This window comes from Roseivivax sp. (assembly GCF_054552075.1).
Map to the genome: position 1 here is coordinate 1 of NZ_JBTOLZ010000009.1, position 23,618 is coordinate 23,618.

Here is a 23,618-nt window from a genome sequence, read left to right on the forward strand (position 1 = left end):
ACACGCACCACCCCAAGGAGCGCCGGCCCATCGGGCCGGTCCGGCGCGCGCCCGACACCTTCTGTGCTATTCGGGCGCAAGGAGGCGCGCAGGGGGCCGCGCGGCGTCCCGAACCGAGGTGCGCCCGGCACCCTCGGTGCTGTTCGGGCGCGAAGGGCATCGCAGGGTGCAGCGCGACGTTTCGAACCGAAACGCGCCCGGCACCTTCGGTGCTGTTCGGGCGCAAGGAGGCGAGCTGCACGCAGGGAGACGCTTCGAACCGAAGCGCACCCGGCACCTGCGGTGCCACTCGGGTGTAAGGCAGCGCGCGCACTGACACGGATCGGGCAGGACAGCCCCGCCCCGCCCTAATCCAGCTCCCGCAGGTGCTCCATCACCGCCGGGCGCACGCTCTGCGCGCCGCCGTCGCGGGCCTCGTCGATCACGGATTTCAGCGCCTTCAGGTCCACCCGCATCATCAGGTGCTTCACCGGCCCGATGGAGGCCGGTCGCATCGACAGGGTCTCGACCCCGATGGCGGCGAGGCAGAGCGCCTCGATCGGCCGGCCGGCGTCCTCGCCGCAGAAGGACAGCGGCGTGCCGATCTCGCGGCAGCGCGTCACGATGCCCTCGACGAAGGTCAGGAAGGAGGTGTTCAGCGTGTCGTAGCGCCGCCGCACGCGCTCGTTCTCGCGGTCGGCGGCAAAGAAGAACTGCTTGAGATCGTTGCCCCCGATCGAGAGGAAATCCACCTCCTCGAAGAACTTGCGCGGCGCATAAGCGAGGCTCGGGGTCTCGAGCATGGCGCCGACCTCGATGTGCTCGGGGATCGGATGGCCCAAGCGCCGCTCGCGGGCGATGGCCTTGTCCATCTCGGCCCGGCCGGCGCGGAACTCGTCGAACTGCGCGATGAAGGGGAACATCACCGTCAGCGGCCGCCCGTCCGCGGCGCGCAGAAGCGCCTGCAGCTGCATCCGCATCACCCCGGGCCGGTCGAGCCCGACCCGGATCGCCCGCCAGCCCAGCGCCGGGTTCGGCTCGTCGTTGGGCTTCATGTAGGGCAGCACCTTGTCCGAGCCGATGTCGAGGGTGCGGAAGTTCACCCGCTTGCCCTTGGCCGCGTCGAGCACCCGGGCATAGAGCGCGGCCAGCTCGGTGCGCTTGGGCATCTGGTTGCGGACCAGGAACTGCAGCTCGGTGCGGAAGAGGCCCACGCCCTCGGCGCCCGAACCCTCGAGACTTGGCAGATCGGCCATGAGGCCCGCGTTCATGTTCAGATGCACCCGGGTGCCGCAGGCCGCCACGCAGGGCGTGTCGCGAATCGAGGCGTAGCGCTCCAGCGCCTTGGCCTGCATCGCCATCTTGTCGCGAAAGGCGCCGACCACGGTGTCGTCGGGGCGCAGGTGCACCAGCCCCTGGTCGCCGTCGACCATGATGTGATCGCCGTTCAGCGCCTCGGTGGTGACGCCGCCGGCATGGATCACCAGCGGGATCGCCAGGGCCCGGGCGACGATGGCGGCATGGCTGCCGACCGAGCCTTCCTCGAGCACGATGCCCTTGAGCGCGCGGCCGTATTCCAGAAGCTCCCCGGGGCCGATGTTGCGCGCCACCAGGATCGGGTCGGCGGGCATCTCGGCGCCGGTCTCGTTGCCCTGCCCGGTCAGGATGCGCAGAAGCCGGTTCGACAGGTCGTCGAGGTCCTGCAGCCGCTCGCGCAGGTAGGGGTCCGGCGCCTGCGCCAGCCGCGCGCGGGCCAGCGACTGCTGCTTCTCCACCGCCGATTCCGCCGAGAGGCCGCGGTCGATGTCCTCTTCCATGCGGCGCATCCAGCCCTTGGAGGCGGCGAACATCCGGTAGGCTTCCAGCACCGCGCGCTGCTCGGGGTCGACCGCCGAGGCCAAGAGGTCATCGACCGAGACCTGCAGCGACTGCACCGCCTCCTCGAGCCGGGCGCGTTCCTTGGTGGGATCGTCGGCGACGAGGTTGGTGACCACCACGCGCGGCTCATGCAGCCAGACGTGGCCCTCGGCGGCGCCCTCCTGGCCCATGGTGCCGCGCATCAGCCGCGGCTCGGTGTGCCGCGCGGCCAGCGCCGCGCCCTCGCCCACGAAGGCGCCCAGCTCGGCCATCTCGGCCAGCACCATGGCGACCACCTCGAGGGCGTAGACCTCGTCCGAGGTGAACTCCCGCGCGGTGCGGGACTGCACCACGAGCACGCCGAGCTTCTCGCCCAGCCGTTGAATCGGCACGCCGAGGAAGGAGGAATAGATCTCCTCGCCGGTCTCGGGCATGTAGCGGAAGCCGCGCGCGGCCGGCGCATCGGCGGTGTTGACCACCTTGCCGGCCTTGGCGACCCGGCCCACGAGACCCTCGCCGAGCTTCATCCTCGTCTGGTGGACCGCGGCCTCCTTCAGGCCCTCGGTCGCGCAGAGCTCCAGCGTGACCTCGTCGCGGAAGAGGTAGATCGAGCAGACCTCGGTCCCCATGGAATCGGCGGTCAGATGGGTGATCTTGTCGAGCCGCGCCTGGCCCGCCGCCTCTTCGGCCATGGTATCGCGCAGACGGCGCAGGAGCTTCCGGCTCTCGCTTTCTCCGACCCCGCGATCTGGCATGTCATAAACCCATGAAGAAAAATCCGCCCACCACTCATAGGGCATGCGGCGCGGAAAGGAAAAGGGGACTCCCGCGTAAGGCGAGCGGGTCGCCCCGCCCTGCCCTGTCTTTGGGCGTCAGGCCTCGGCCAGCTCGAAGGCGTCGTGCAGGGCCTGCACGGCAAGCTCCATGTACTTGCGCTCGACCAGCACCGAGATCTTGATCTCGGAGGTGCCGATGACCTTGATGTTGATGCCTTCCTGGGCCAGCGTCTCGAACATCTTGGCGGCCACGCCGGCGTGGCTGCGCATGCCGATGCCCACCACCGAGACCTTGGCGACCTCGGTTTCGGTCTCGAGCCGCTCGAAGGTGATCCGGCCTTCGCTGCGCGCCGCTTCCAGCGCCTTCTCGGCGCGGGCGAGCTGGTCGTTGGGGCAGGAGAAGGTCATGTCGGTCACGCCTTCCTTCAGCCCCTGGTAGCCGGTCTCGGAGACGTTCTGCACGATCATGTCGACGTTCACCCCGGCATCGGCCAGCGTGCCGAAGATCGAGGCCGCGATTCCGGGCACATCGGCGATGGTGACCAGCGTGACCTTCGCCTCCTCGCGGGAATAGGCGACACCCGAGACGACCTTGCTTTCCATGATCAATTCCTCCGGACAAACGAGGGTCCCCGCCTCGTCGGACTGTTCCTCGAAGCTCGAGAGCACCCTGAGCTTCACATTGTAGCGCATCGCCAGCTCGACCGAGCGGGTCTGCAGCACCTTGGCGCCGAGCGAGGCCAGTTCCAGCATCTCCTCGAAGGCGATGCGGTCGAGCTTGCGGGCCTTCTCGCAGATCCGCGGATCGGTGGTATAGACCCCGTCGACGTCGGTGTAGATGTCGCAGCGCTCGGCCCCGAAGGCGGCGGCGAAGGCCACCGCGGTGGTGTCCGAGCCGCCCCGGCCCAGCGTGGTGATCCGGCCTTCGGGGCTGACGCCCTGGAAGCCCGCGACCACGGCCACGCGCATGCCCTCGCCGAACTTGGCGGTGATGTTGTCGGTCGGGATCTCCTCGATCCGCGCCGCGCCATGCGCCGAGGTGGTCTTGAGCGGCACCTGCCAGCCCTGCCAGGAGCGCGCGGGCACGTCCATCTCCTGCAGCGTCAGCGCCATGAGGCCCGCGGTCACCGCCTCGCCCGAGCTGACCACGGCGTCGTATTCGCGCGCGTCGTAGAAGGGCGAGGTCTCGTTGACGTAGCCCACGAGCTTGTTGGTCTCTCCGGCCATGGCCGAGACGATGACGATGACGTCATAGCCCTTGGCGACCTCGACGCCGACGCGCTTGGCGGCGCGGCGGATGCGGTCGGGGGTGGCGACGGAGGTGCCGCCGAACTTCATCACGAGAACGGGCATGGAGGGCTCCCGGTGGTCGATTCGTCCGGCGGTGTAATCGCGGGGGATAAGCCGCGCAAGAGAGCGCGATGGCCTGCGCCTCAACCTGATGTGCGGTAGTCGACAGCCCCGAGCCCGTCGCGGTTCACATGGGTCTCCGCGCCGGGGGCGATGTCGGTGTTCTGGGCGGCCAGGGCGATCCAGCCTGCGTCCCTGCGTTCAAGCACGAAACTGAGGATCGTGGCGCGCGGCCCCGCGGGGCTGCCGTCGGGCGCGGTCTGCCCGGTCAGGCGGAAGCGGCACTGCACCAGCGCATGGTCGGGGCCGAGCGCGCGCACCCGGGTCGCCCCGGCGCTCAGCGTGGTCTCGGCGAAGAAACTTTTCAGCGCGTAGTCATGCGCCCGGGCGATGGCCTCCCGGTCGTGCCACCAGAGGCCCACGACGTTCACGAAGTCCGCGTCCTCGGCAAAAAGCGCGCCGATCTTGGCGCCCTCGCGGCTGGCCCAGGCTTGGGCGAAGGCCTTGGGGAAGTCCTCGGGCGCTTCGGGCAGCATCAGAAGGGATGCAGCCGGCCGTCCCAGGTCTCGAACCGGCCGGTGGTGTCGAGGGAGAGCCCGTCGATGCGGTCGGCGAGCCCGCGCGCGCTGTCCTCGACGGAGATCTCGGCGGTCTCGCCGCCCATGTCGGTGCGGACCCATCCCGGGTGATAGATGCCGACGGCCACGCCTTCCTCCTGCAGGTCGGCGGCGAGGTTCCGCCCGAGGTTCACCGCCGCGGCCTTGCTGGCGCGGTAGATGTAGCTGCCGCCGGGCGCCCGCTCCGACGAGCCCATCTGCGAGGAGATGATCGCCACCCGCCCCGCCTTGGCGCGGCGCAGCGCCGGCAGGAAGGCCTGCACGCTCTGGAAGACACCGAAGACATTGGTGGCGAAGGCGTCCTCCCACATCTCGCGGGGGTAGCCCTCGGCCAGGTCCTCGCCCTTGTCGGGGTAGATGCCGGCGTTGCAGACCAGGACGTCGAGCTCTTCGCCCTCGAGCCGGGCGGCGACGTCGCGGACCGAGACCGGGTCGGTCACGTCGAGGCCGATCTGCCCGCCCGATCCCCTCGCGGTGGCCAGGACCTCGGCGCCTCGGTCGGTGAACTCGGCACAGAGAGCCGATCCGATTCCACGATTTGAACCGGTTACCAAAATGCGCGTCATATGGGCCTCAGTTGCTTTTGCGGCTGGGTGTGAAGGGCAGCGGCGCCACCTGCACCCCGTCCTCGACCAGGCGGCGGGCCTCCTCGGCGCGGGCCTCGCCCCAGATCGGGCGCTGCGGCTTCTCGCCGTCGTGGATCGCGCGGGCCTCGCGCACGAAGTCGCGCCCGACGTAATCGTGGTTCTTCTCCACATGCGCCTTGAGCGCGGCCAGCGCCTTCTCGGCCTGCGACCGCGGCTCGGAAAGCGCGCGCTTGGGCTGCGGCTCGGGCGTGCCGCGCGCCTCGGACTTCGAGAGCGCGGGCGCCATGAGCGCCTTTTCCACCTGTTCGGAGCCGCAGACCGCGCAAACCACATGGCCCTGCGCCGCCAGGGCGTCGAAAGCCTTGGCCGAGGCGAACCAGCTGTCGAAGCTGTGTCCCTCGGCGCATTTCAGGGTGTAGTTGATCATCCTGCTGCCCGTAAGCGTTTATACTGTAATATTTATTGCGGAGGGGCCTTTGATCAAGACGCCCTCCCAGCCGCGTTACCGCGGCAAAACCGCCGTGATCCGCGCCATCAGCCGCTCGAGGTCCTCCTCGGGGCGCAGGGCGCTGCGGGCGGCCTCGCCGGCGCGGGCCTGGTCCTCGGGGTCGGCCAGGGCGGTCAGCGCCTGGGCGAGGTCCTCGGCCTCCTCGACCTCGACGGCGGCGGCCTCGGAGAGGAGCCGCGCGAAGGGCCGGGCGAAATTGGCCACATCGGGCCCGTGCAACAGCGCCGCGCCGAACCAGGCGGGCTCGAAGGGCGTGTGCCCGCCCCGGTCGGTCAACGTGCCGCCGATGAAGACCCGGCCCGCCAGCCGGTACCAGCGCGGCATCTCGCCCAGGGTGTCGGCCAGCAGCACCTCGGCCGGCGCATCCCCGCGCGAGCGCAGCGCGTAATCGAGCCCGGCCGCGCGCAGGAGCGCCGCCACCTCGCCCGCCCGGTGCGGGTGGCGCAGCGCCAGGATCAGCCGCAGCCCCGGCTCGGATTTGCGCGCCTCGAGATGGGCCGCGATCACGGCCTCCTCCTCGCCCTTGTGGGTCGAGGCGGCAAGCCAGGTCCGGCCGCGCGGATAGGCCGCCTCGAGCGCGGGATCGGGCGGGCCTTCGGCGGGCGGGTCGTAAAGCGCCTTCAGCTCGGTCACCGGGCCCGCCGCCGCCTCGGGCAGGCCCAGCGACAGGAAGCGGTCGCGCGAGGCGCGGTCCTGGGCAGAGAGAAAGGCGATGCGCCCCAGGAGCCGCGCGGCGAGCTTCGGCAGCCGCGCCCAGTTCTCGGCGGTCTTGGCGCTCATCCGCCCGCCCAGCACGAGGACCGGCCCCGGCGTCAGCAGGACGCGGTTCGGCCAGAGCTCGGATTCGAGCGCCAGATGCGCCACCACGCCCCAGCCCTTCAGGAAGGCGCGGGTGGTGCTGACCAGGTCCACCGGCGCCAGCCGCGCCTCGAGCCCCATCTCGCGCGCCAGCGCTACGCCGCTGTCGGAATTGCAGGTCACCACCAGCCCCAGGTCGGGCCGCGCCTGCCCCAGCGCCCGGATCACCGGGCGGACCGAGGAAAGCTCTCCGTTCGAAGCCGCGTGCAGCCAGATCCGCCGCGTCCCGTCGCGCGGGCCCCCGCGCCCGAGCCGCGCCGCCAGCGCCGCGCGCCCCTGGCGCAGCGCCGCGCGGGTCAGCACGACCGCCGCGAAAAGCGTGATGAGAATCCGGTAGATCAGCATGGAGCCGCGCCTTCTGTCGCTCCCCCGGTGCTTAGCCCGGGGTGCGGGGCGCTGTGAAGCCCGGCCCCGCCGCCAGCGTGTCGCGGATCGTCGTCTCGAGCTTGGCCAGAAGCCGGTCGTTGTCGAAGCGCGCCTCGGCCACGGCGCGGGCCCTTGCCGCCATTTCCGCCCGGTCGGGCGCGGTAAAGGCGCGGGCCATGGCGCGGGTGAAGCCCCCGGCGTCATGTTCCTCGACCAGGAAGCCGGTCTCGCCCTCGTCGATCGCCTCGGGGATGCCGGCGTGGCGGGTCGAGACGGTGATGCAGCCCGCCGCCATGGCCTCCTGGATGGCGGTCGGCAGCCCTTCGGTATTGCCGTCGGCGGCGGTCACGGAATGCTGCAGGAAGAACTCGGTCTCCGAGAGCTTCTGACGGACAAAGTCATGCGGTTGCGCGCCATGGAAGGTGACCTTGTCGCCCACGCCGAGCCGCGCGGCCTCGTCCCGGGCGGCCTGGTAGAGCGGCCCGTCGCCGACGAAATCGAGCCGCGCCTCGGGCAGATCGCGGGTCGCCTCGGCGAAGCTCTGGAGCGTGGTGAGCGGCGCCTTCTTCTCGACGAAGCGCCCGACCGCCAGGCAGGAGAGCGGCCGCGTCGTCCCCGGCGTGAAGCGCCGCACGTCGACACCCGAGGGGATCACATGGGCGTTCGGGTGCCTCACCCCATGGGCCGCGAGGTTGTCGAGCAGGAACTGGCTGACCGAGATCACCCCCGCTAGCCGCGGCATCATCAGCCGGTAGGCCGCCTGCATCCGCGCGGGCCTGAGCGCCTTCGAGGCATCGGTGCCGCGGAAATAGGAAAAGATCGGCAGGCCCATCTCGTTGGCCAGGGGCGCCAGCGCCAAAGCCTGGGTGCCGAACTCGGCCAGGATCACCTCGACCTTCTGGTCGCGCAGGAACTGCGCCAGCGCGCGCTTCTGCGCGCCGAAGGGCAGCCGCGTGGTCTTGTGGCGCAGCCGGTTCCAGCCGGTCCAGAAGGGCATCTGCGCGAGGTCCCCCGCCGCCATCCGCGCGCGGCGCTCGAAGACCGGCTTGTCATAGGGGTTCGCGCCGTCCCAGCGCCCGGCGATCACGCAGGTGTCGCCGCCGAAGAGATGGGCGATGTGGCGGTTGATGAAGGTCTCGCCGGGGACATGGTAGTCGCTGGTGCCGATCGCTGCGCGCATGGGGTCTCCTTGGGGGCCTGCGCCCTGCCGATCCTCTGCGCCTAGCAACAGCGCCACAGCACGGCAAGCCTTGCGTCGAATCGCCGTTCCAAGCGGCGGAAGTCTTTGCGATTCGGGGCGTCTTGCGATATTGCAAAAGCGATATACCGGAAATGGAGCAGGCCATGACCGAAGAGGAAGAGCAGATCCGCGCGCTGGTCCGTGACTGGTACCTGGATCTGTCCGATTTCGCCTTCGACGACATGGGCCGCCTGCCCGACCGGACGGAATATGCCGCCTTCGAGCTTTGGGCTTTTCTGGAGAACCGCGAGGCGCTGCTGTGCCTTTGTGAGACCCGGTTCGGGCGCGAGGCGCTCATCGGCTGGTTTCTCGACGAGGTGCACCGGCAGGCCGCGGCCAATACCGACGCCGCGCTGCCTTCGGCGCGGCGCGCGCAGGGCTGATCCTCGGCGGCTAGAGAGCCCGCAAATGGCGGCACCATCGCCCCGCAACACCTGCCCGAAACGCAGAACGGCCCGCCGTCTCCGGGGGCCGCATCGCGGGTGTCAGTTTTCTTCAGAGAGAAAATGGTGCGGTCGAGAAGACTCGAACTTCCACGGGTTTTACCCCACAGCGACCTCAACGCTGCGCGTCTACCAATTCCGCCACGACCGCACTGTCTGTGACTTGGTAGCGGGGCGTATAGACGAGCGATTCCGGCTTGTGAAGGGGGGCCCACGCGATTTTTTCGCCCGGGCGAAATCCGCGGCTCAGAGGCTTTGCCAGAGGCCGTTTTCCTTGCGGAATCGATGCGCCGAAAGCCGGGTGAAGCCGGTCTCCCGCGCGCCGGCGCCGTAGCGGTCGAGCGCGAGACCTTCGGCGTCGATGTCCATGACGTTGAAATCATTGGGCTCGCCCCGCCCCCGCGTCGACAGCCCGGTGCCGACCTGCAGAATCAAGAGCCCCGCGCTTTGCCGCGCGGGCCGCGCGCGCCAGACGTGCAGGTGCCCGCAGAGCACCACGTCGGCGCCCATCTCCGAGAGCCGGTGCAGCCCGCGCCGCGCGCCCTTCATCGGGCGCTTGCGGTCGCCCTCGAGCTGCTCGGGCGGATGGTGCATCATCACCAGCCCCGTGCGCCCCGTCTCGCGCGCCTCGGAAAGCGCGCCGCGGATCCGCGACAGCCCGCGCCCCGCGAGCCGCCCGCGCTGCCAGGCCTTGGGGTCGGCGGTGTTCAGCCCTGCCACCACGCAGTCGGCCCCGCGCCATTCCGGTTCGGTCTGCCGCGAGAGATAGCGCCGCCAGCGGCTCCAGGGCCGGGCGAAGCGCAGAAGCGGGTTGTCGAGCGGCGTGTCGTGATTGCCGGGCACCGCGATCCAGGGCATCGGCAGAAGGTCGAGAAAGCGCCGCGCGGCGCGGAACTGGCCGGGGCGCGCGCGCTGGGTCAGATCGCCGGAGACGCAGACGAGGTCGGGCCCGGCGCGGTCGATCGCCTCGAGAAGCGGGCGCAGAAGCTCGGGCCTGTCGCGCCCGAAGTGCAGGTCGGAGATATGCACGAGCCGGGTCACGCCGCGGCGCTCCCGCTGCCGCCTCCCCCGGGGGCCGGGTCGCTGGCCTGCCCGTCGCTGTCGCCGGTGGCCTCGGCGGGATCGGGGGCCACCACGCGCAGCGCGTCGGGGCGCATGGTGAAGCGGAAGGGCCCGGTGATCCGCCGCCGCTCGCCGTCCATGGCGACCGAGCGCGCGCTGCTGCCGGTGGAAATCTCGATGTCGGTGCCGGTGAAAAGCTCGAAGTCGCGGTTCAGCACCATGCCCTTGGAGGCCAGCCGGAGCGCCCGCATGAGCAGCTGCCAGCGGGTGCTCTCGGGCGCGAGATAAAGCGCGAAGGCACCCTCCCGCACCGCCTCGGCGCCTTCGAGCCCGTAGTGCTCGAGCTGGAAGGCCGAGCGACCGACGAAGGCCAGCGGCGTGCGCCGGCGCACCTCCTTGCCGCCGATCGAGACCCGCATGCGCAGGGGCCGGCGGAAGGTCAGGAAGGTGACGATCACCGACCAATGCGCCGCCAGCCGCGAGCGGCCCCAGCGGCGGTAGGTGCCCTCGCGCTCCTTCAGGACCTGCGGATAGACCCCGAGCGAGGCGTTGTTCACGAAGAGATGCCCGTTGAGATCGCCCAGCGGAAAGGGCCGCGTGGTGCCGCGCGCCAGGAGCGCCACGGCCTCTTCGAGGTCCTCGGGGATGCCGAGCCCGCGGGCGACGAAGTTGAAGGTGCCCTGGGGGATGATGCCGAGGTGGTGGTCCGAGCCCGCCAGCTCCTGCGCGACGCCCGAGATCGTGCCGTCGCCGCCGGCGGCCACCACGGTGCCGAAGCCCTCGCGCATGGCGCGGCGGCACTCGGGGATCAGTTCGCTGCCCTTGTCGAAGGCGAAAAGCGCGAAGAGGTCGCCATGCGGGGCGAAGGCCTTTTTGAGGCGGGCCTCGACGTCGCCCTTGTCCTCGGCGCCGGAGGCCCGGTTCAGAAGCACCGCGATGCGGTGGGTGTTGCTGTGGGTCCCGGTCATCGGCGCGGCCTTCCTGTCATCCTCGCCTCAACCGGGCCGGGGCCGCCCGGGTTCCACCCGCCGCCGCTTGGCGCTAAGGGAGGCAGCAGGGAAGACGGGCCTGGCACGAGGTAGGGGCGCGAGACATGGTCGAATGGCGCATCAGCGAAGGGCTAACCGGCTACGAGGAGGCCGTGGCCTTCATGGAGGCCCGCGCCGAGGCGATCGCCGCGGGCACAGCCGAGGAGCTGGTCTGGCTGGTCGAACACCCGCCGCTCTACACCGCCGGGACCTCTGCGCGGATCGAGGACCTGCGCGAGCCCGAGCGCTTCCCGGTGCACGCCAGCAAGCGCGGCGGGCAATATACCTACCACGGGCCCGGGCAGCGGGTCGCCTATGTGATGCTCGACGTCGGGCGCCGGGGCCGCGACGTGCGCCGCTTCGTGGCCGAGCTCGAGGCCTGGGTGATCGGTGCCTTGGGCGAGTTCGGGCTGACCGGCCATATCCGCGAGGGCCGGGTCGGGGTCTGGATCGAGCGGCCCGAGAAGCCGCGGCTGGCCGACGGGCGGCTCGCCGAGGACAAGATCGCCGCGATCGGCATCCGCCTGCGCCGCTGGGTCAGCTTCCACGGCCTGTCGATCAACGTGGAGCCGGAGCTGGAGCATTTCGAGGGAATCGTGCCCTGCGGGATCACGGATTACGGGGTGACGAGCCTGGTGGATCTTGGGCTGCCGGTGAGCATGGCGGATGTGGACGTGGCGCTTCGGAAGAGTTTCGAGGAGGTGTTCGGGGAGGTGTGATGGGGGGGCTTGGCTGGAGGGGGCTGGGTGCGGTCGGGTTCTGCTGAGAGAGCCGCTGCGTTGCTGTTGAAAGCCTCGGACAATTGCCCCAGCCGGATCGTCCCGACCGATCCATCCGGCGCACGCACCTCGTCGCGCAATCAATCCGTCCCTGCCCCTAGCCGGTCCTTCTTCCGCCCAGACTTCACTGAAAACACAAGGCACCAGCGAGCCCGGTCTGGGCTTTCTCCCACCGCCAGACACCCCGCGCCTCTTGCGCCCGAACAGCTCCAAAGGTGCCGCGCTTGGGCCAAGGCACTTTCTTGCGCCCGAATAGCATCGAAGATGCCGGGCGCGCGCCGGACCGGCCCGATGGGCCGGCGCTCCTTGGGGTGGCGTGATTAGCTCACATCCAGTCCTGACCTTGTTGGGATAAAGTGCATAGCCCGGAGGTCGGCAGCGCCGGCCCCCGGTCCGGCGCGCGCCCTCTGTTGCGAGGGGTGGCAGGTGGGGCGGTTGCAGGGGCTGCGGTTCCGTTCCCAAGTTTCGCTTGAGTTGGACATGCAGAAAAAGGCTGCACTTGCCTAGGGCACGCCAATGGTAAGTCGGAAGCTTGCGCGGGACGCCGGTTTCGTCCTCATTTCTCCAGCAGAAGCGAGAGACGACGCCTGGGCCGCCTTGCTGCCCTCAAGCCAACCCAACCCCACCCAAAAAAACCGCCCGCAAACCCAGCGCCCTCCCCCTCACACCACCAAAAATCCGCCCTCTCCCCCGGATCCCCGCTTGATCTTCCGTCACATCTCGCCAGTTTCGCGGCCAATCACACCGCGACCCTAAGACCGACCAGAGGACAGGCATCATGCGTGAATGGTGGAAAGACGGCGTCATCTACCAGATCTACCCCCGCTCCTTCCAGGACACGACCGGCACCGGCGTGGGCGATCTCAAGGGCATCGAATCCCGGCTCGACTACCTCGCGAGGCTCGGGATCGACGCGATCTGGATCTCGCCGATCTTCCCCTCGCCGATGAAGGACGCGGGCTATGACGTCTCGGATTACACCGGGATCGACCCGACCTTCGGCACGCTCGAGGACTTCGAAAGCCTGACCGCCGCAGCCCATGCCCGCGGCATGAAGGTGCTTCTGGACTTCGTGCCGAGCCACACCTCGGACCAGCACCCCTGGTTCCAGGAGGCCCGCGCCTCCAAGGACAGCCACAAGCGCGACTGGTACGTCTGGCGCGACCCGGGCCCGGACGGCGGCCCGCCGACCAACTGGATCAGCGAATTCGCCGGTCCCGCCTGGACGCTCGACGAGGCCACGGGCCAGTATTACCTGCACATCTTCCTGACCGAGCAGCCCTCGCTCAACTGGCGCAACCCCGAGCTGCGCGCGGCCATGTACGACGTGATGCGCGTCTGGTTCGACCGCGGCGTCGACGGCTTCCGGGTCGACGCGGTCGAGAACATGGCCCCCGACCCCGAGGCGGGCGACAACCCGCCCAACCCCGAGTGGGTCGAAAGCATGGGCCCCGCGCGCTCGCATCTCGGCACCAACACCAAGCACCTGCCGGTGATCTTCGAGATCGCCCGCGAGATGCGCGCCGTGGCCGAGGAATACGACCCGCCGCGGCTTCTGGTGGGCGAGGCCTACGGCGAGATCCCGCAGGTGATGAAATACTACGGCGATGCACTCGACGCCTTCCAGCAGCCCTTCAACTTCCTCTTGATCGAGGCCCCCTGGGAGGCCGAGACCCTGGCCGGGCTGATCGCCGATTACGAGGCCGCCCTGCCCGAGGGCGCCTGGCCGAACTGGGTGCTCGGCAACCATGACCGCGCCCGGATCGCCAGCCGCGTCGGCGCTGCCCAGGCCCGCAACGCCATGCTCATGCTCCTGACCCTGCGCGGCACGCCGACGATCTACCAGGGCGACGAGCTGGGCATGGAGAACGTCACGATCCCGCCCGAGCGCGTCCAGGACCCCTGGGAGAAAAACGTGCCCGGCCAGGGGCTTGGCCGCGATCCGGTGCGCACGCCCATCGCCTGGGAAGAGGCGCCCTTCGGCGGCTTCTCGACGGTCGAGCCCTGGCTGCCGATGGACCTCGGCGCGGCCCGCATCGTCGCCCGCCAGGAGGAGGACGAAGCCAGCATGCTGGCCTTCACCCGGACGCTCCTGGCGCTCCGCAAGGAGACCCCGGCGCTGACCCGCGGCAGCCTCGAGGAGGTCCGGGCCGAGGGCGCGGTGCTGCGCTACACCCGGCGGCTCGGGGAGACGCGCCTCGAGGTGGCGCTCAACACCGGCACGACCCCGGCCGAGATCGACTTGGCGGGGGCGCTTCTGGTCTCCACCCATCCCGGTGCCGAGGCCGGCGGGCGGCTGCGGCCCGGCGAGGGACGCGTCACGCGGGCGGGCTGAAGGGCCCCCGCCGGACAAAGGCGCGGCAAACGTGCGACAAATTTATCCCCGCTGCGACGAAAGCGGTCATTGCCGCCCGGCAGCGATTTGCCTAAAACGACCCGCGATTAAGGGGGCGCGCCGCGCGCCCCCCATTCCGTCACGCTGAGGAGGCTTATATGGCAGACGCCGCCATTCACGGCCATGAACACGAAGACAACCGGGGCTTCTTCACCCGGTGGTTCATGTCCACCAACCACAAGGACATCGGGATCCTCTATCTCGTGACCGCCGCGCTGGCGGGCTTCATTTCCGTCGCCTTCACCGTCTACATGCGGATGGAGCTCATGGAGCCCGGCGTGCAGTACATGTGCATGGAAGGCGCCCGCCTCCTGCCCGCCGCCGCGGGCGAATGCACGCCCAACGGCCACCTGTGGAACGTGATGATCACCGGCCACGGCATCCTGATGATGTTCTTCGTGGTGATCCCGGCGCTCTTCGGCGGCTTCGGCAACTACTTCATGCCGCTGCAGATCGGCGCGCCGGACATGGCGTTTCCGCGTCTGAACAACCTCAGCTACTGGCTCTACGTGGCCGGCACCACGCTGGCGGTCTGCTCGGTCTTCTCGCCGGGCGGCAACGGCCAGCTCGGCTCGGGCGTGGGCTGGGTGCTCTACCCGCCGCTCTCGGTGCGTGAAGGCGGCCTGTCGATGGACCTGGCGATCTTCGCCGTGCACGTCTCGGGCGCCTCCTCGATCCTCGGCGCGATCAACGTGATCACCACCTTCCTGAACATGCGCGCGCCGGGCATGAGCCTCTTCAAGGTGCCGCTCTTCGCCTGGTCAGTCTTCGTCACCGCCTGGCTGATCCTGCTGGCGCTGCCGGTCCTGGCCGGTGCGATCACCATGCTGCTGACCGACCGCAACTTCGGGACCACCTTCTTCGATCCCGCGGGCGGCGGCGACCCGGTGCTCTACCAGCACATCCTGTGGTTCTTCGGCCATCCGGAAGTCTACATCGTGGTCCTGCCCGGCTTCGGCATCATCAGCCACGTGATCGCGACCTTCTCGCGCAAGCCGATCTTCGGCTACCTGCCGATGGTCTGGGCGATCATCGCGATCGGCGCGCTCGGCTTCGTGGTCTGGGCCCACCACATGTACACCGTGGGCATGTCGCTGACCCAGCAGAGCTACTTCATGCTGGCGACCATGGTCATCGCGGTGCCGACGGGGGTGAAGATCTTCTCCTGGATCGCGACGATGTGGGGCGGCTCGATCGAGTTCAAGACGCCGATGCTCTGGGCCTTCGGCTTCCTGTTCCTCTTCACGCTCGGTGGCGTCACCGGCATCGTGCTGAGCCAGGCCGCCGTCGACCGTGCCTATCACGACACCTACTACGTGGTCGCGCACTTCCACTACGTGATGTCGCTGGGCGCCGTCTTCGCCATCTTCGCGGGGATCTACTTCTACTTCCCCAAGATGACCGGCAAGATGTACCCCGAGTGGGCCGGCAAGCTGCACTTCTGGACCTTCTTCATCGGGGCCAACATCACCTTCTTCCCGCAGCACTTCCTGGGCCGCCAGGGGATGCCCCGCCGCTACATCGACTATCCCGAGGCCTATGCCCTCTGGAACTACGTCTCGAGCTGGGGTGCCTTCCTCTCCTTCGCGTCCTTCCTGTTCTTCTTCGGCGTGATCTTCTACGCGCTGTTCAAGGGCAAGGAAGCCAAGGAGGCGAACCCCTGGAACGAATACGCGGACACGCTCGAGTGGACCCTGCCCTCGCCGCCGCCGGAGCACACCTTCGAGCAGCTGCCGAAGCAGGAGGACTGGGACAAGGGCCACGCCCACTGATCCTTCCCTCGGGTTGAGGTTGAGAATAAGGGGCTCCGCTGCGGCGGGGCCCTTTTTTGTTGGGGGGGTGTGGGGTTGGAGTTTGGGTTTGGAGGGTGTTTCTGAACATAGCGTTCGCAGGGGCTCGGATGATCGCGGGTGGTCAGCAGACAGGCGCTGAAGGTGGGTGAGTTACAGAGCCTGCCGATGGCTTTGGCGCTCGCCCTCCTCCCAACCAGCAATGATCGAAGGCTTGAGACGCAGCTCCTCCGAACGCGATCCCGGGACCAACCGACGGTCTTTCTCTAACTCATCAAAGGCCGCCCCCGCCCCCTCTCAACCAGTCCAAACAGAGGGCGCGCGCCGGACCGGGGGACGGCGCTGCCGACCTCCGAGCAATGCGCTTTATCCCCACAAGGTCAGGGCTAGCGATGAACGAAGCGCGCCCCCCACAGGAGCGCCGGCCCAAGGGGCCGGTCCGGCGCGCGCCCGGCACCTTCGGTGCTGTTCGGGCGCAAGGGGGGCATGGGCGGCCAGCCTTGTGCGGGGAGCCCGAGTGTTCAAGAGAAACCAGGGTGACGTCGCAGCTGCCCACCTCATATCAAGCTTTGAACGAGAGCCTGAGACGCAGCGCTTCGAAGCGCGGGCCCGGCACGAACCTACGGCGTCACGTGCACTCATCGAAGGCCGCCCCCGCCCCCTCTCAACCCGCCCGAACAGAGGGCGCGCGCCGGACCGGGGGCCGGCGCTGCTGCCCTCCGAGCGAGGCGCTTTATCCCATCAAGGTCAGGGCTAGAGGCGAACTAAGCGCGCCAACCCAAGGAGCGCCGGCCCATCGGGCCGGTCCGGCGCGCGCCCGGCATCTTCGATGCTATTCGGGCGCAAGGGGGGCATGGGTGTTCGGCGCGGTGGGCGATTGGCAGTGTCGGAGCAGCTTGATTGTCAGGGCTCGCACCGAACTTCTTGAACAGCATGTTTTGCAGCGTTTGGGAAACTGCGAGACGTCGCGGACAACACCAGCGACCCTGCGCACCACCCGGGCGCCCCACCAGATCACTCTCCACCGCCACCTCACCCCCCCATCCCGCGACAAATCACCGTTCGACACCCACGCGCGGGGTGCTAAAACCCGGCCATGCCCTACCGCTGGACCCATGACGACGCCTTGGCCCCGACCGGAGAGCTCACGCTCTGGCCGCATAACTCGCTGCCGCCCAAGGGCTTCGCGGCCTTCGTCCTCGCGACCTTCACCATGGCGACACTGCCGCTCTACGGGCTCCTCGGCACGGCGCTGCTCTGGGGGCTCCTGCCCTTCCTGCTCTTGGCCACGGCGGGGCTCTACTACGCGCTCCAGCGCAACGCGGCCGACCGGCGGATCCTGGAGATCCTGAAGATCACCCCCGAGGAGCTGCAACTCGTGCGCTACGATCCCAAGGGCGACGCCCGCGACTGGGCCTGCAATCCCTATTGGGCGCGGGTGGCGCTGCACCAGACCGGCGGGCCGGTGCCGAACTACGTCACCCTGACCGGCGGCGGCCGCGAGGTGGAGATCGGCGCCTTCCTCTCGGAGGACGAGCGCAAGGCGCTGTTTGCGGAGCTGAGCGAGCGGCTCGGCCGGATCTGGCTCGCCTGATGGCCCAGGTGCCCGCGACCCCCAAGACCATGCGCTGGCAGCGGCTGACCGCGGCGCGGCTTTTCGGGCCGAAGGCGGTGGCGCGCTCGGGCGGGCTGCAGGCCTCGGAACGCGCGGCGCTGGCGCTGCGCGCGGCTCGCGACGACACGCCCCGGCGCCCGGCGCAGAAGGTGATCTTCCTCATCCCGCTGGTCGCGCCCGCGCAGGTCGGCGACTGGGCGGCGGTGACCGCGCGGCTCGCGGGCACGCTGCAAAGCTTCCGCGCCCAGGACAACCCGAACTGGGAGGCGGTGATCTGCTGCCAGGAGGCCCCGCCCCTGCCCGAGGATGCCCGCATCCGCCACCTGCCCTTCGACGATGCGACGCCCGGGAACGACAAGTGGCGCAAGCTCGCGGCCCTGGCCCGCGACCTCGGCCAAAACGCCGAGGCCCCCGCCTTCGCCATGAGCTTCGATGCTGATGACCTCCTGCGCCAGGGCACGGTCGCGCGGATGCTGGAGGGCCAAGGGCCGGGCTGGCTGGTCGAGACGGGTTTCGTTCGCGATGTCGCCACGGGCGAGGTCGCGGTGGCGCGCCCGGCGAGCCTCTCGGCCCCGCGCCAGCGCGCCTTCTGGAAGCTCTGCGGCTCCTGCGCGGCGCTGCATCACGACCCCGCCTTGCCGCAAAGCGCGGCATTCCTCGGCGCGATGTGGCAGCACGAGCACCGGATGTTTCCCTATCTCGCGCGGCTCGCGGGGCTGCCGCTCCGCGCCCTGCCGGCGCCGGCGGTGCTCTACGAGTTGAACCACGGGGAAAACTTCGGGGCCCGGCGCGGGCGGGTCTCCTTCAAGACCCGCTTCGTGGCGAAATACGCCACCCGCGTGGCGGCCCATAGGCGCGCCGTCGCGGAGGAGTTCGGCTGAGCCTCAGCCCGCCAGCCGGTCCTTGACCCGGGCGCCCACGGCGCCGAAATCCATCTGGCCCGAGTAGCGCTGCTTCAGCTCGCCCATGACCCGGCCCATGTCACGGATCGAGGAGGCGCCGGTGTCGCGCACCACCTTGTCGATGGCGGCATCGACCTCGGTCTCGTTGAGCCGGCGCGGCAGATATTCCTCGATCACCGCGATCTCGGCCTCTTCGCGGGCGGCGAGGTCGAGCCTCCCGCCCTCTTCGTAGGTCTTCACGCTCTCGCGGCGCTGCTTGACCATCTTCGAGAGGATCGACAGCACCTCCTCGTCGCCGACGCCGTCCTCGCGGCCCTCGCCACGGGCGGCGATGTCGCGGTCCTTGATCGCGGCGTTGATCAGGCGCAGCGTGGAAAGACGGGCGGCATCCTTGTCTCTCATCGCCTGTTTCATCGCGGCGGTGATGCGTGTGCGCAGGTCCATCGGGTGAGCTGTCCTTCGAAGTTATGCCAAAGGCTGAACCTACTGATTTCCCGCTCCGCGCGCAACATCGCGGGCCGCAAGGTCAAGCCATTGAAAACGCTTGAATTTGCCAAAATTCCGCGCACTTGACCGCATGCGCGGCTCTCCTTAGATACGGGTCAATTTACCGACACAGCAGGAGCGCCCCCATGACCAAGCCCACAGCCTGCCTCGCCCTGGCCGATGGAACGCTGTTCTACGGTCACGGGTTCGGCGCCACCGGGGACACGGTGGCCGAGCTCTGCTTCAACACCGCGATGACCGGCTACCAGGAGATCATGACCGATCCCTCTTATGCCGGGCAGATCGTGACCTTCACCTTCCCGCATATCGGCAACACCGGCGTCAACCCCGAGGACGACGAGACCCGCGACCCGGTGGCCGCCGGCATGGTGGTGAAATGGATGCCGACGCAAAGCTCGAACTGGCGCGCCGCGCAGGAGCTCGGAGACTGGCTCGCCAGCCGCGGCCGGATCGCCATCGGCGGCGTCGACACCCGGCGGCTGACCCGGGCGATCCGCCAGCAGGGCGCGCCGCATGTGGCGCTGGCCCATGACCCCGAGGGCAACTTCGACACCGAGGCGCTGGTCGCCAAGGCGCGCGGCTTCGCCGGGCTCGAGGGCCAGGACCTGGCGCGCGACGTGACCTGCGCCCAGAGCTACCGCTGGGACGAGATGCGCTGGGCCTGGCCCGAGGGCTACAAGCGCCAGGAGGCGCCCAAGCACAAGGTCGTGGCCATCGACTATGGCGCCAAGCGCAACATCCTGCGGTGCCTGGCAAGCGCCGGCTGCGACGTCACCGTCCTGCCCGCCACCGCCAGCGCCGAAGAGGTCCTGGCGCTGAACCCCGACGGTGTCTTCCTGTCGAACGGCCCGGGCGACCCGGCGGCGACCGGGGAATACGCGGTGCCGATGATCCGCGGCGTCCTGGAGAAGGAGCTGCCGGTCTTCGGGATCTGCCTCGGCCACCAGATGCTGGCGCTGGCGCTCGGCGCCAAGACGGTGAAGATGAACCACGGCCACCACGGGGCCAACCACCCGGTCAAGGACCACGAGACCGGCAAGGTCGAGATCACCTCGATGAACCACGGCTTCGCGGTCGACAGCCAGTCCCTGCCCGCCGGGGTGGAAGAGACGCATGTCTCGCTCTTCGACGGGTCGAACTGCGGCATCCGCCTTTCCGGCAAGCCGGTCTTCTCGGTCCAGCATCACCCCGAGGCGAGCCCCGGCCCGCAGGACAGCTTCTACCTCTTCGAGCGTTTCGCCACCTCCATGGCCGCCCGCAAACCCGAAGCCGCACAGGTTTGAGCCGAATTTTATCGGCCCCGTTAAGGGCTCGTTAAGCCTGGGCGCGCCTATGCTGCCCCCGTGACTTGTCGCGGGGGCGCATGTGCAGGTTCAACGGCAGACAGAGTTTCGACAGGACCATGACCGGGCGGTCGGCGCCACGGCGCCGGGGCTTCTGCTGGCGCGGGGGCGGATCTCGGCCCGGGACATGGTCTCGGCCCTGCAGGAGGCCGCGCGCACCGAGGTGGCGCTGTCGCAGGTGCTCCTGGCGCGCGGGCTCGCCTCCGCCGCCGAGCTGGCGCAAAGCCGCGGCGCGGCGGCCGGGGCGCCTTATCTCGACCCGCTGCGCGACCCGCCCGACCCCGAGCTGGCCGGGCTTCTTCCGGTGGACATCGCGCTTTCGGCCTCGGCCCTGCCCTGGCGGCTGCGCGGCAAGACGCTGCTGATCGCCGCGGCCAGCGAAGAGGGCTTTGCCGAGGCCGCCCGGGCGCTCGAACCCCTGGGCTTCGCGATGCGCATGGGCATGGCCGCCGAGGCCGACATCCTGGACGAGATCGGCGCGCGCCACGGCGCCAAGCTTATCGACCGGGCCGAGACGGCCCTGCCCGAGCCGCTTTCCTGCCGGGAGTTCGGCGCGACGGGCCCGGGCCGCCGGGCGCTGGCCTTGGGCATCGCGGCGCTGGCCGTGGGGCTCCTTTGGGTGGCGCCGCTGGCGCTATTCGCGAGCCTCCTGGCGCTGGCGACGCTCTCGCTCCTGGCCAGCCAGGCGCTGCGGGTCGCGGCGCTGATCGCCAGCCGCCATCCCGATCCGCCCGATCCCCCGGCCGAGCCGCCGCTGCCGCGGGTGGCGCTCCTGGTGCCGCTTTTCCACGAGTCGGACATCGCCCCGGCGCTCGCCCAGCGGATCGGGCGGCTCACCTATCCCCGCAGCGCGCTCGAGGTGCTCCTGGTGCTCGAGGACAGCGACCGGATGACCGCGGAGGCGCTGGCGCGGGCCGATCTGCCGGGCTGGTGCCGCATCGTGACGGTGCCCGAGGGGCGGCTCCGCACCAAGCCGCGGGCGCTGAACTACGCGCTGAACTTCACCCGGGCCGAGATCATCGGCGTGCTCGACGCCGAGGACGCCCCGGCCCCCGACCAGGTCGAGCGCATCGTCGCCCGCTTCCGCGCCCGCGGCCCCGAGGTCGCCTGCCTGCAGGGCGTCCTCGATTTCTATAACCCCAAGGCCAACTGGCTCTCGCGCTGCTTCGCCATCGAATACGCGAGCTGGTTCCGCATGCAGCTTCCGGGGCTCGCGCGGCTCGGGGTGCCGGTGCCGCTGGGCGGCACGACGGTCTATTTCCGCCGCGCCGCGCTCGAGGCGGTGGGCGGCTGGGACGCCTTCAACGTGACCGAGGACGCCGACCTCGGCATCCGGCTCGCGCGGCAGGGCTTCCGCACCGAGATCGTGCCGACGGTGACCCGCGAGGAGGCCAACAACCGCCCCCTGCCCTGGGTCAAGCAACGCTCGCGCTGGCTCAAGGGCTACGCGATGACCTGGGCGGCGCACAGCCGCGCGCCGGGGCGTCTTTTGCGGGACCTCGGGCCCTGGCGCGCGGGCGGGGTGCAGATCCTGTTCCTGGGCGCGCTGCTGCAGTTCCTGCTTGCGCCGGCGCTCTGGTCCTTCTGGCTGATCCTCGCGGGGCTGCCGCATCCCGCCCAGGCGGTGCTGGCGCCCGAGGCATTGGGCGCGCTTTTCGCGCTGTTCATCACCGCCGAGGGCGTCTCGGTCCTGGCAAGCCTGATCGCCATCTCGCGCACGCCGCACACCGGGCTGATGCCCTGGGTGCCGAGCCTGATCCTCTATTACCCGCTGGGCACCGCGGCGGCCTGGAAGGCGATCTGGGAGGTCATCTGGCGGCCTTTCTACTGGGACAAGACCCAGCACGGCGCCTCGGCGCCCGATGCCCCCGGCGCGGATGTGCCGAAGGGGTGAGGTTTGGGGGCTAGGGTGTGGGGCGTTTCCGGCAGGTCGGCACCCGGGCGCTACGGGCAGGTCGCGACGCGCTGGCGTTGCGGGTAGGTCGTGACGCGCGGGCGTTACGGTCAGCTCATGTCGCGCGGGCCGCGCGCGATGCGCTGCCGCCCCGCCGGAGCTCCCCGTTCACCCGTCGCGCGCGGCGTCGAGCTTCAACCGGGTCACGAAGGCCACCGAGATATGATCGCGCAGCGCCCGGTAGGCGGCATCCTCGTCGCGCCGCCGGATCGCGTCGACGATGCTGGCGTGTTCGGCCAGCGCCTTCTCGCCCCGCCCCTCGGCGGCGAGCGACGTGGTCGCCATCAGCGCCATGGAGCGATGCACCAGGTCGAGCTGCTGCACCAGGAAGCGGTTGTGCGAGGCCAGGTGGATCTGCTTGTGAAACCGCCGGTTGGCGCGGGACAGCGCCGAAGGATCGGAGAGCCGCGCGCGGTCCTCCTCGACCATGCCGCCCAGCACCTCGATCTCTTCCTCGGTGGCGTGGCGCGCCGCGAGCCGTGCGGCCAGCCCCTCGAGCTCGGTGCGCACGGCGTAAAGCTCGGACATCTGGTTGTGATCGAGCGAGGCCACGATCAGCGAGCGCCCGTCGCGGGTCAGGAGCGACTGCGTCTCGAGCCGCTGCAGCGCCTCGCGGATCGGCGTGCGGGAGACGCCGAAGCGTTCGGCCAGGTCGCTCTCGACCAGTCGGTCCCCGGGGCGGAAGGTGCCCATGTCGATGGCTTCGAGGATCAGCGAATAGGCGTCGCGCTGGGGCAAGGGTTTGTCTCGCATGATGAATTTGTGAACCGAACCGGGTGACGATAGGCCCCGGCGCGCCCCGCTGGCAATGCCCGCCATTGCGCATCCCCGCGCATCGGCTTAGCTCGGAGGCCATGAAGTCACGCTTTTCCCACGTCGAGACCTGGATCTTCGACCTCGACAACACGCTTTATCCGCCCGAGGCGCGCCTTTTCGACCAGATCGAGGTGCGCATGACCGACTGGATGATGCGCGAGATCAATGTCACCCGCGACGAGGCCAACCGCCTGCGCAAGCGCTACTGGGCGGATTACGGCACCACGCTGGCCGGGCTCATGGCGCTGCACGGCGTCTCGCCCGAGGGCTACCTGGTCGATGTGCACGACATCTCCTTCGACGGGCTGACGCCCGACCCGGGGCTCGCCGCGGGCATCGCCGCGCTGCCCGGGCGGCGCATCGTCTACACCAACGGCACCGCGCCCTATGCCCGCCGGGTGATCGAGGCACGCGGGCTCGAGGGGCTCTTCGACGCGGTCTACGGCGTCGAACACGCGGATTTCGCCCCGAAGCCCGAGCGCCGCGCCTTCGAGGCGATCCTGGCGCGCGACGGCATCGAGCCGACCCGCGCGGCGATGTTCGAGGACGACCCGCGCAACCTCGCCGCGCCGCATGCCATGGGGATGCGCACGGTGCATGTGGCGCCCGAGCCCGCCCCGGCCGAGCACATCCAGTTCCACACCGACGACCTCGCGGGGTTCCTCGGGCGGGTGGTCTGAGATCGGGCGGGCGGTGAAAGCCTGCGCGGGTGGACTGAGGGCGCCCGGGCAGTGCGGCGTCGCAAGCCTGGCATGACGGAACGGCTGTCCTGCGCGGCTGCGGCAAAGGCCCGCGCGGGTCTGGTCCCAGCCGCGCGCCGCGCCTAACTTTCCGCAAAACGAAAGG

20 protein-coding genes and 1 tRNA gene are annotated in these 23,618 nt (G+C 69.7%); 9 read left to right on the forward strand and 12 right to left on the reverse strand.

Annotated features, from left to right (window positions below; translation table 11 throughout):
• Window positions 1-347: 347 nt before the first annotated feature.
• From ptsP to ACX938_RS08950, 7 genes are all read right to left on the reverse strand, one after another.
• Window positions 348-2,591: a phosphoenolpyruvate--protein phosphotransferase gene (gene ptsP / locus ACX938_RS08920; protein ID WP_459430787.1), complete on the reverse strand. Its 2,244-nt coding sequence runs from the start codon at window positions 2,589-2,591 to the stop codon at window positions 348-350.
• Between the two features lie 117 nt (window positions 2,592-2,708).
• Window positions 2,709-3,965 (reverse strand): aspartate kinase, encoded by a 1,257-nt coding sequence (locus ACX938_RS08925; RefSeq protein WP_232751933.1) that lies wholly within the window; start codon window positions 3,963-3,965, stop codon window positions 2,709-2,711.
• 80 nt (window positions 3,966-4,045) lie between these two features.
• Complete coding sequence (locus ACX938_RS08930; protein WP_459430788.1) at window positions 4,046-4,498, reverse strand: SgcJ/EcaC family oxidoreductase; 453 nt, start codon at window positions 4,496-4,498, stop codon at window positions 4,046-4,048.
• The gene (locus tag ACX938_RS08935) at window positions 4,498-5,145 is read right to left on the reverse strand and encodes an SDR family oxidoreductase (protein ID WP_232751935.1); all 648 of its coding nucleotides are present in this window, start codon (window positions 5,143-5,145) and stop codon (window positions 4,498-4,500) included. The genes ACX938_RS08930 and ACX938_RS08935 overlap by 1 nt, the downstream gene beginning before the upstream one ends.
• A 7-nt stretch (window positions 5,146-5,152) precedes the next feature.
• Window positions 5,153-5,593: a DUF1178 family protein gene (locus ACX938_RS08940; protein WP_232751936.1), complete on the reverse strand. Its 441-nt coding sequence runs from the start codon at window positions 5,591-5,593 to the stop codon at window positions 5,153-5,155.
• Between the two features lie 75 nt (window positions 5,594-5,668).
• On the reverse strand, window positions 5,669-6,877 hold the full coding sequence (locus tag ACX938_RS08945) for a 3-deoxy-D-manno-octulosonic acid transferase (RefSeq protein ID WP_459430789.1): 1,209 nt from the start codon (window positions 6,875-6,877) through the stop codon (window positions 5,669-5,671).
• 31 nt (window positions 6,878-6,908) lie between these two features.
• On the reverse strand, window positions 6,909-8,078 hold the full coding sequence (locus ACX938_RS08950; protein ID WP_459430790.1) for a glycosyltransferase: 1,170 nt from the start codon (window positions 8,076-8,078) through the stop codon (window positions 6,909-6,911).
• A 164-nt stretch (window positions 8,079-8,242) separates the two neighbouring features.
• Here ACX938_RS08950 and ACX938_RS08955 point away from each other — a divergent pair, with 164 nt between their 5' ends.
• On the forward strand, window positions 8,243-8,521 hold the full coding sequence (locus ACX938_RS08955; RefSeq protein WP_459430791.1) for a hypothetical protein: 279 nt from the start codon (window positions 8,243-8,245) through the stop codon (window positions 8,519-8,521).
• 124 nt (window positions 8,522-8,645) lie between these two features.
• Here the strand turns inward: ACX938_RS08955 and ACX938_RS08960 are convergent.
• The 3 genes from ACX938_RS08960 to ACX938_RS08970 form a co-directional block, all read right to left on the reverse strand.
• A tRNA-Leu gene (locus tag ACX938_RS08960) sits at window positions 8,646-8,732 on the reverse strand.
• 95 nt (window positions 8,733-8,827) lie between these two features.
• On the reverse strand, window positions 8,828-9,622 hold the full coding sequence (locus ACX938_RS08965; protein ID WP_232751940.1) for a metallophosphoesterase family protein: 795 nt from the start codon (window positions 9,620-9,622) through the stop codon (window positions 8,828-8,830).
• Window positions 9,619-10,611 carry a diacylglycerol/lipid kinase family protein gene (locus tag ACX938_RS08970; protein WP_459430792.1) on the reverse strand — a complete coding sequence of 331 codons (993 nt, stop codon included), beginning with the start codon at window positions 10,609-10,611 and terminating at the stop codon, window positions 9,619-9,621. The genes ACX938_RS08965 and ACX938_RS08970 overlap by 4 nt, the downstream gene beginning before the upstream one ends.
• A gap of 125 nt (window positions 10,612-10,736) precedes the next feature.
• Between ACX938_RS08970 and lipB the strand changes: the two genes are divergently transcribed.
• The 5 genes from lipB (at window position 10,737) to ACX938_RS08995 (ending at window position 18,131) form a co-directional block, all read left to right on the forward strand.
• The gene (gene lipB, locus ACX938_RS08975) at window positions 10,737-11,390 is read left to right on the forward strand and encodes a lipoyl(octanoyl) transferase LipB (RefSeq protein ID WP_232751942.1); all 654 of its coding nucleotides are present in this window, start codon (window positions 10,737-10,739) and stop codon (window positions 11,388-11,390) included.
• An 838-nt stretch (window positions 11,391-12,228) separates the two neighbouring features.
• Complete coding sequence (locus ACX938_RS08980; protein WP_459430793.1) at window positions 12,229-13,785, forward strand: alpha-amylase family glycosyl hydrolase; 1,557 nt, start codon at window positions 12,229-12,231, stop codon at window positions 13,783-13,785.
• Window positions 13,786-13,943: 158 nt separating this feature from the next.
• Window positions 13,944-15,617 carry a cytochrome c oxidase subunit I gene (gene ctaD / locus ACX938_RS08985; RefSeq protein WP_232751944.1) on the forward strand — a complete coding sequence of 558 codons (1,674 nt, stop codon included), beginning with the start codon at window positions 13,944-13,946 and terminating at the stop codon, window positions 15,615-15,617.
• A gap of 1,114 nt (window positions 15,618-16,731) precedes the next feature.
• Complete coding sequence (locus ACX938_RS08990; protein ID WP_459430794.1) at window positions 16,732-17,229, forward strand: DUF2244 domain-containing protein; 498 nt, start codon at window positions 16,732-16,734, stop codon at window positions 17,227-17,229.
• Window positions 17,229-18,131: a hypothetical protein gene (locus ACX938_RS08995; protein WP_459430795.1), complete on the forward strand. Its 903-nt coding sequence runs from the start codon at window positions 17,229-17,231 to the stop codon at window positions 18,129-18,131. Before ACX938_RS08990 ends, ACX938_RS08995 begins: the two co-directional genes overlap by 1 nt.
• A gap of 3 nt (window positions 18,132-18,134) precedes the next feature.
• On the opposite strand, the gene ACX938_RS09000 is transcribed toward ACX938_RS08995, so the two are convergent.
• Window positions 18,135-18,596: a GatB/YqeY domain-containing protein gene (locus ACX938_RS09000; RefSeq protein ID WP_232751947.1), complete on the reverse strand. Its 462-nt coding sequence runs from the start codon at window positions 18,594-18,596 to the stop codon at window positions 18,135-18,137.
• Between the two features lie 188 nt (window positions 18,597-18,784).
• On the opposite strand from ACX938_RS09000, the gene carA reads away from it, so the two are divergent.
• Window positions 18,785-19,942 carry a glutamine-hydrolyzing carbamoyl-phosphate synthase small subunit gene (gene carA / locus ACX938_RS09005; protein ID WP_459430796.1) on the forward strand — a complete coding sequence of 386 codons (1,158 nt, stop codon included), beginning with the start codon at window positions 18,785-18,787 and terminating at the stop codon, window positions 19,940-19,942.
• A gap of 82 nt (window positions 19,943-20,024) precedes the next feature.
• The gene (locus ACX938_RS09010; RefSeq protein WP_459430797.1) at window positions 20,025-21,896 is read left to right on the forward strand and encodes a glycosyltransferase family 2 protein; all 1,872 of its coding nucleotides are present in this window, start codon (window positions 20,025-20,027) and stop codon (window positions 21,894-21,896) included.
• A 168-nt stretch (window positions 21,897-22,064) separates the two neighbouring features.
• Here ACX938_RS09010 and ACX938_RS09015 read toward each other — a convergent pair whose 3' ends face one another.
• On the reverse strand, window positions 22,065-22,709 hold the full coding sequence (locus ACX938_RS09015; protein ID WP_232751950.1) for a GntR family transcriptional regulator: 645 nt from the start codon (window positions 22,707-22,709) through the stop codon (window positions 22,065-22,067).
• Window positions 22,710-22,810: 101 nt separating this feature from the next.
• Between ACX938_RS09015 and ACX938_RS09020 the strand changes: the two genes are divergently transcribed.
• Entirely contained in the window at window positions 22,811-23,452 is a 642-nt protein-coding gene (locus tag ACX938_RS09020) for a pyrimidine 5'-nucleotidase (protein ID WP_232751951.1), read from the forward strand.
• Window positions 23,453-23,618: the final 166 nt, after the last annotated feature.